The 6,816-nt window shown below is 62.3% G+C and carries 8 protein-coding genes; all 8 read right to left on the bottom strand.

Annotation, left to right across the window (positions count from 1 at the left end):
• Positions 1-183 (bottom strand): F0F1 ATP synthase subunit delta (locus VGD45_RS19455; protein ID WP_331157005.1); only part of this gene is annotated, 183 nt, incomplete at its 3' end.
• Positions 184-212: 29 nt separating this feature from the next.
• A complete protein-coding gene (locus tag VGD45_RS19450) occupies positions 213-692 on the bottom strand; it encodes a F0F1 ATP synthase subunit B (RefSeq protein WP_331157004.1) in 480 nt (159 codons plus the stop codon).
• A 77-nt stretch (positions 693-769) separates the two neighbouring features.
• The gene (atpE, locus tag VGD45_RS19445) at positions 770-1,045 is read right to left on the bottom strand and encodes a F0F1 ATP synthase subunit C (RefSeq protein ID WP_116808431.1); all 276 of its coding nucleotides are present in this window, start codon (positions 1,043-1,045) and stop codon (positions 770-772) included.
• A 58-nt stretch (positions 1,046-1,103) separates the two neighbouring features.
• On the bottom strand, positions 1,104-1,946 hold the full coding sequence (gene atpB, locus VGD45_RS19440) for a F0F1 ATP synthase subunit A (RefSeq protein ID WP_331157003.1): 843 nt from the start codon (positions 1,944-1,946) through the stop codon (positions 1,104-1,106).
• A gap of 30 nt (positions 1,947-1,976) precedes the next feature.
• Positions 1,977-2,339 (bottom strand): ATP synthase subunit I, encoded by a 363-nt coding sequence (locus VGD45_RS19435; protein WP_331157002.1) that lies wholly within the window; start codon positions 2,337-2,339, stop codon positions 1,977-1,979.
• Between the two features lie 238 nt (positions 2,340-2,577).
• Positions 2,578-4,917 (bottom strand): DUF5916 domain-containing protein, encoded by a 2,340-nt coding sequence (locus tag VGD45_RS19430; RefSeq protein ID WP_331157001.1) that lies wholly within the window; start codon positions 4,915-4,917, stop codon positions 2,578-2,580.
• Positions 4,918-5,017: 100 nt separating this feature from the next.
• Complete coding sequence (locus VGD45_RS19425) at positions 5,018-5,941, bottom strand: ParB/RepB/Spo0J family partition protein (RefSeq protein WP_331157000.1); 924 nt, start codon at positions 5,939-5,941, stop codon at positions 5,018-5,020.
• 55 nt (positions 5,942-5,996) lie between these two features.
• Positions 5,997-6,806, bottom strand: coding sequence for a ParA family protein (locus tag VGD45_RS19420; protein WP_331156999.1), 810 nt, complete (start codon positions 6,804-6,806; stop codon positions 5,997-5,999).
• Positions 6,807-6,816 lie beyond the last annotated feature (10 nt).

Below are 6,816 nucleotides of genomic sequence, written 5' to 3'. Positions count from 1 at the left end.
CAAGCCGGTCAACTGCTCCGGCTTGACCCGCGGGCTCGACAGCAGTCGGGCAACGCGCTCGTCCTGCACCACCGACGAGGCGGTTGCCAGCACCGTGGACCAACGCTCGAACGCGTTGTGTTGACGCGCCGATTCGAACGCAGCCTTGGCGTACGGGCGGGCGATGGTGGCTTTTTCGGCCATGAGTGCTCCAGTGATAAAGATCGTGCGCGTCAGCCGCGCTCGATCTCCAGCGCCAGCTTGTCGAGCAAGTCGGCGTGCGCCTTGGGGTCGATCTCGCGATTCAGCAGCTTGCTCGCGCCGAGCACCGCCAGACCGGCGGCCTCTTTACGCAGCTGCTCGCGAGCACGGCCGGACTCGAGCGCGGCTTCCTGGCGAGCGGTGGCCACCAGGCGCTCGGCTTCCGCCGAGGCCACGCCACGCGCTTCTTCCGCCATTTCGGCCGAGCGGCGATTGGCCTGCTCGACGATCTTCGCGGCGCGCGCGTGCGCTTCCTTGATGATGTCGTTGGCCGAGTTCTTGGCTTCCGCCAGGCTCTTTTCGCCCTTCTCGGCAGCCGCGAGACCCTCGGCAATCTTCTTTTGCCGATCCTCGATCGCCGCGATGATGTTCGGCCAGCCGAACTTCATGACCAGCCAGGCCACCGCGAAGAACGCGAAGCCTTGGACGACGATAGTTATGGTGGGATCCATGCTTACTCCGATTCACTAGCGGCGGCTCTGGGACCATTCCCGTGCCGCCTGGCGACGATCGAACCTAACGGCTTGGATTAGCCGCCGAGCTGACCGATGAACGGATTCGCGAAGATCAGCAGCAGGGCGATGGCGACGCCGATGATGGGAATCGCGTCCAGCAAGCCGGCGACGATGAACATCTTGGTCTGCAGCATGCCGGTCAGCTCCGGCTGGCGGGCCGAGCCTTCCAGGAACTTGCCGCCGAGCAACGCGAAGCCGATCGCGGTGCCGAGCGCGCCGAGGCCGATGAGCAGACCCGCGGCAATCACGGTGAAGCTCATGACGTCGGCAATCTGAGTGATGTTCTCCATTTGAATCTCCGGTGCGTGCAGAAAAACAGCTAGTTAGTAATCGAACAATCGAACTGAATCAGTGGTGCTCGGCGGCCATGCTCAGGTACACGATGGTCAGCATCATGAAGATGAATGCTTGCAGCGTGATGATCAGAACGTGGAACGCGGTCCAGACGAAACCGGCCACGAACTGCAGCGGGGCCATCACGTAAGTGAGGCCGCTGGACAGGCTCGCGCCGAGCGTCATGCAGGCGATCAGGATGAAAATCAGCTCGCCGGCGTACATGTTGCCGAACAGACGCAGCGCCAGCGAAATCGGGCGCACCGCTTCTTCGATCAGGCGCAACAGCAGGTTGGCCGGAGCCAGCAGGATCTTGCCCACCACATTCGGGGCGTGGAACGGCGCGGTGAGCATCTCACCGAAGAAGGTGCCGATGCCTTTGTGCTTCACGCCGAAGTACTGAATCAGCAGGAACACGGTCAGCGACATCGCCAGGGTGGTGTTGAGGTCGGCCGTCGGCACCACGCGCAGGTAAGGAACGCCCACCGCCGCGCCAGCCGCCGGCAGCCAGTCCACCGGGATCATGTCCAGGAAGTTCATCAGGAACACGAGGCAGAAAATCGTGATCGCCAGCGGCGCGATCAGCTTGCTGCGGCCGTGGAAGGTCTCTTTCACCGAGGTGTCGACGAACTCGACGATCATCTCGATGAAGCACTGGAATTTGCCGGGCACGCCCGGGGTCGCGCGACGCGCGACGCGCAGGAACAGGTACAGGAAGACGGCCGCGCACAGCAGCTTGAAAAAGATGCTGTCGAGATGCAGCACCCAGAAGCTGCCCTCGCCGACAGGCTTCTCCAAATGATGGAGATGGTGCTTGATGTAATCGGTCATGGTCGCCGGACCACCATGCTCAGCCATCAACCCCACCTCACCTAAAAAAACTGTGACTTACTTGAAGATTCCCATCGCGACCCAGAACCCGCACTGACTGGCCACCAGACCGATCAGCAAGGGCAGCGGTTCCATGCCGCCGCGAGTCAATGCCAGCGCAAATGCGCCGACCACCCAAATCCACTTCAACAATTCGCCCGCGTAGAACCCCCGCGCCGCGCTGGCCGCTGGCCAGTCCGTGGCGAATAACCGCCAGGCGAACACGAGAGTCCCCAACGCGATGATCAACCCGCCCACGAGCGCCGAGCGAGCCGCGTTCATGCCGCTGGACACCAGAAACACGAGCGCTGCCAGACCCGTGCTTGCCATCTGTATCGAGGCGAATTTCAACGCCAGGAGCTTGCCGCGGCGCGCAGTCACGTTAATGACGTGTATGGCACGTATTGGATTACCGCCCGGCCGGAAACGGCGGCGAATTATACGCAGCGTTTTGCAGTGCTACAAGGAAGATCGGACCGGAGTGATCGTGACTTATGACTATTCGGGCTGTGGTGATGCCGCGCGGTGGGACAATTTGTCACTTGACCTTAGCTTTGGCGGTCACCCCGGCCACTCTTGATGACATGGCAGGGGCGACACGCTGGGCGACATGGCAGTTTTACAACTTATATCGAAACTTGATCAGGAACTGATCCGCGTCCCGCACATCGGTCATATGGCGGAACAGCTCGTTCACGCCGCGCTCGTCATCGTCGATGAAATGGTAGCCGCCACGCGCGTACACCAGAAACAGCTCCGACATCGGTCCCATCTCGTAGCGGTAACGGATCTGCAGACCGAGATTGTTGACCGTGAACGGCGCGACCGGATCGCTGACCGGTAACAGGTTGCCCGCCACATCGGTCCGATATGCGCGCCGCAGTTCCGCGTCGATGCCGATCCATTGCCATTTGACGCGCAGCTCGTGGCGCGGCGCGGGAATCCAGTCTAGCCGGAAGTCGTAATCGAGCCGCTCGGCGCGGAACGAGCCGAAGAGGTTTCCCTCCTGCCACAGCAGCCAGTCGGAGGAGTACTGCGGCAACAGATCCAGCCGGAAGGTCAACTTTTCGGTGGGATACCAGGCCGCCACGAACTGCAGCCAGCCGGAGTATTGCTCGACGCCCTGCTGGAAGACGTACGAGCCCAATGTGAATTGCCAGTCGCCATAACGCGGCGTGGTGACGTCCATGTACGCGGAGAGACGATCCTCGATGCGCACCGGGCCGTTGCCGCGAGAGATCAAATCGTCCACGCCGCTGGTGACGTAGCGCAACTCCTGGAACGCCGTCCACGCGCTCGCATAACTCACATCGCGCGACAGCGAGAAGCGCGATTGCAAACGCTGACCGTCGGTGTTCTCACGATAAAACGTGTAAAGGCGCCGCGTTTCGCCGTTGACGCGTCGGCCGCCGGTACTGGCGACACGATGATTCGTTTCCCACTCGACCTGCTTGAGCGCGTTGCGCTCCATGTAGCCGAGGTCGTTCAGGTCGAAGTCGTCGTCGATGTACAGCAGTTTCAACGTATGCATCAGCGGCGAGCTGCGATTGAAATCCGCCTGCAGCCAGGACTCGTAACCATGCGTATCGATCTCGTATCGCGCGGGCGACGTCCCACGGGATTCGTCGTCGCTCATCATGAGGTTCAGGCCGCTTGTGCCGATATCGGAACGAATGACCTGGCCGCTGATGCGCCAGTCGGCGCTCGGCGAGAGCTCGTAGTCGACGGCATTCACCAGGGCGTCGCGATCCAGAAACGGACGGTCGGTCCAGGTTCCCAAGTAGCCCACGCGAGCGCGCTCCATGGGCAGCGCCACGCGAGTGGCTGCGAACAAGCGTCCTGCGCCGTTCTCATAATCGTCTTCCTGCGCGACGAAACCGCCATACACGAACGAGCCCGCCGTGCCGGTGAGTTTCAATGCCGCGTCGATATCGGAAGACGCCGCGCTGCCATCGTCCACCGCCGAGCCGATGCGCCGCGTGTAAACGAGCTGCCCGTTGGTCGGCGTGCGCAGATCGAAAATGCCCTGGTTCTCGGTGAAGAACGGCCGCTTGTCGGTGAACACGACCTCGATGGCCGAGAAATCCACCACCAGCTCGTCGCTCTCCACCTGGCCGAAGTCGGGATTCAAGGTGGCCGACAGCCACAGATTCGGCGACGCCTTCCAGTTGATGTCGGCGCCGGCTTTGAAGCGCGTGTGCTCGTCCACGAAATCGGAAATCGCCGTGCCGTACGGAACGAAGTCGAAACTGGCGGCAGCGGCGTGCCGTGAGATCTGCATGCGACGGAAGTCGGAAAGAAACACTGCCGCGTCGCTGGTGATGCCCGGGCAAGCGTAACGCTCGCCGCGCTCGAACAGATAACGCGTGCCGTACACGGCGATCGTTCGCTTCTCCTCGCCAGACTCGCGCATGCTGATGCTCGACCAGGGAATGAACAGCTCGACGAACCATTGCTGCTCGGTCTCGTGGACGGCGTGTTGCCAGGCGGCGTCCCAGTCGCGGTCGAATTTGTTCTGGTTGGTGATGAGCCCGTCGCGAATGCCGCCGCCCAGGCCGACGGTGAATTCGTAACCGATCTGCGCGTTGGCGTCGAAGTCGACCATCAGCGAGACGGTGTCGCCGATCAAACGTTCCGAATCGCGCGGCGTGCGGGGTTTGATACGACGTTCGCTGGGCGGCTGATCGATGATGAACGCCGCCGCCAGCCCGCCCTCCGTGGACAGGATGTGCAGCTCGTTGCCATAGCGGGGCTGATCGCGCGCGAATGGCAACGTGCGCCGCCAGTCATCGCAGCTGATGGCGTCCTGCCACTCCGCTTCGTCGATGTGTCCGTCGATGACTAGCGCGGCGTGCGCGGAGCAATGAAATAGTGCGAGCAGAGTCAGCAGCAACGCACACGGAGTCGAATCAATCGCAGTGCGCAGCGCTCGGCCAATCAGCACTGGAGCCGTTCGCATTTTGAACGGACCTCCCGTGTGAAAACTTCCCTGGAGCGCCGAATCATGAACCTTACCTGGTATTGCTGATGGGCGTGGCGTGACGGTTGTCGACGCCGGTTTAACGGATGTGCTCGAGGATGCCGTCGAGCTCTTCCAGCGTATGATAACTGATCACCAGCTTGCCCTTGCCGGACGAAGCGTGCTGGAACTGCACCTTGGCTCCGAGTTTTTCGCTCAACTCCGCTTCCAGCTTGCGGATGTTGGGGTCGACACGAGGCGCGGCCTGCTGCGAGCCCGCCGATGGTTGTGACGCGAGCCGCTTCACCAGCGCCTCGGTGTCACGCACCGACAATTTCTGTTGCGCGACCTGCGCCGCGACTTCCGCCTGCTGACGTTTGTTCTCGATGCCGAGCAAGGCGCGCGCGTGGCCCATGTCGAGCTCGCGATGCTCGACCAGCCGGCTCGCGTCTTCGCCCAGATCGAGCAAGCGCAACAAGTTGGAGACGGCAGCACGCGAACGGCCCACTGCTTCCGCGGCCGTGGCATGCGTCATCTCGAATTCTGTTATCAAGCGCTGCAGGGCGCGCGCTTCTTCCAGCGGATTGAGATTCTCGCGCTGAATGTTTTCGATGAGCGCCATCGCGATGGCGGCTTCATCGGGCACCCGGCGAATGACTGCGGGAATCTCATGCAGCCCGGCGATTTGGGCCGCGCGCCAGCGACGCTCGCCGGCGATGATCTCGTAACGCTGCTCGGCTTGACCGTTCTCGCCGGGCTCGCCGCCGATCGGACGCACGACGATGGGCTGCACCACGCCCTGCGCTTTGATCGAGTCCGCCAGCTCCTGCAATGTTTCCTGACGCAGATCGATGCGGGGCTGATATTTGCCCCGCTGTAACAAGTCCACGGGCAGCTTGCGCAACTCTTCGTCGGCCGGGCGCAAAGCCGTCACCACGGCAGCGGCGGCGGGAGAAGCGGCCGCGGCAGGCTGGCCGAGCAGCGCGCCCAGCCCCCGGCTAAGAGAGGGTCGTTTATTCGCCATGGTTGTCATGGGTTCATTGTGGGGTCATGTCCCGGCTCAGCCCTGATCGATCAACTTATGACGCGACCGCATCGGCGGCGGGAGGCGCCATGTTGAATGTTTCTTCCTCCCGGCGAATCATTTCCCCGGCCAGCGCCAGGTAAGCGAGCGCGCCGCGCGATTCTTTATCGTAATGCAACGCCGGCTTGCCGAAGCTCGGGGCCTCCGCCAGCCGCACGTTGCGCGGAATGATGGAGCGGAACACCTTGTCGCCGAAGTGCTCGATCAACTGCGCCGAGACTTCGTTGGCGAGATTGTTGCGCGGGTCGAACATGGTGCGCAGGATGCCGCCGATCTCCAGCTTCGGGTTGGGCCCGGCCTTGATCTGTTCGATCGTGTTGATCAACGCCGTTAACCCCTCGAGCGCGTAATACTCACATTGCATCGGGATCAGCACGCCTTCGGCGGCCACCAGCGCGTTCACTGTCAGCATATTCAACGCCGGCGGGCAATCGATCAGCACTATGTCGAATTGTTCGAGCACCGGCTGCAGCGCATCCCGCAGGCGCGACTCGCATCCCGGCTTGCCCATCATCTCGACGTCCGCGGCCACGAGGTCCTGGTTCGCGGGCATCACTTTGAAATCCGCGTAATCAACGCCGCGAAGCGCCGTGGCCGCGTCACTGTCACCGAGCAGCACGTCCGTGGTTGATCGCTCCACGGTGCGCTTGTCGATGCCGCAACCCATGGTCGCGTTGCCCTGCGGATCGATGTCGATCAGCAGCACGCGCCGCTTGGTCGCCGCCAGCGAGGCAGCCAGATTGACGCTCGTCGTGGTCTTGCCGACGCCGCCTTTCTGGTTGGTGATGGCGAGAATGCGATGCATGGAATTAATG

The organism is Steroidobacter sp. (assembly GCF_036402275.1).
GTDB lineage: Bacteria > Pseudomonadota > Gammaproteobacteria > Steroidobacterales > Steroidobacteraceae > Steroidobacter.
The sequence above is the reverse complement of the archived record's forward strand: the minus strand, read 5'-3'. Positions and strand labels throughout refer to the sequence as shown.

Bases quoted from the DNA above. Each gene is read 5' to 3' on its own strand.
- atpE (WP_116808431.1), bottom strand. From the start codon at position 1,045: ATGGAGAACATCACTCAGATTGCCGACGTCATGAGCTTCACCGTGATT.
- VGD45_RS19425 (WP_331157000.1), bottom strand. From the start codon at position 5,941: ATGGCGAATAAACGACCCTCTCTTAGCCGGGGGCTGGGCGCGCTGCTC.
- atpB (WP_331157003.1), bottom strand. From the start codon at position 1,946: ATGGCTGAGCATGGTGGTCCGGCGACCATGACCGATTACATCAAGCAC.
- VGD45_RS19450 (WP_331157004.1), bottom strand. From the start codon at position 692: ATGGATCCCACCATAACTATCGTCGTCCAAGGCTTCGCGTTCTTCGCG.
- VGD45_RS19420 (WP_331156999.1), bottom strand. From the start codon at position 6,806: ATGCATCGCATTCTCGCCATCACCAACCAGAAAGGCGGCGTCGGCAAG.
- VGD45_RS19430 (WP_331157001.1), bottom strand. From the start codon at position 4,917: ATGCGAACGGCTCCAGTGCTGATTGGCCGAGCGCTGCGCACTGCGATT.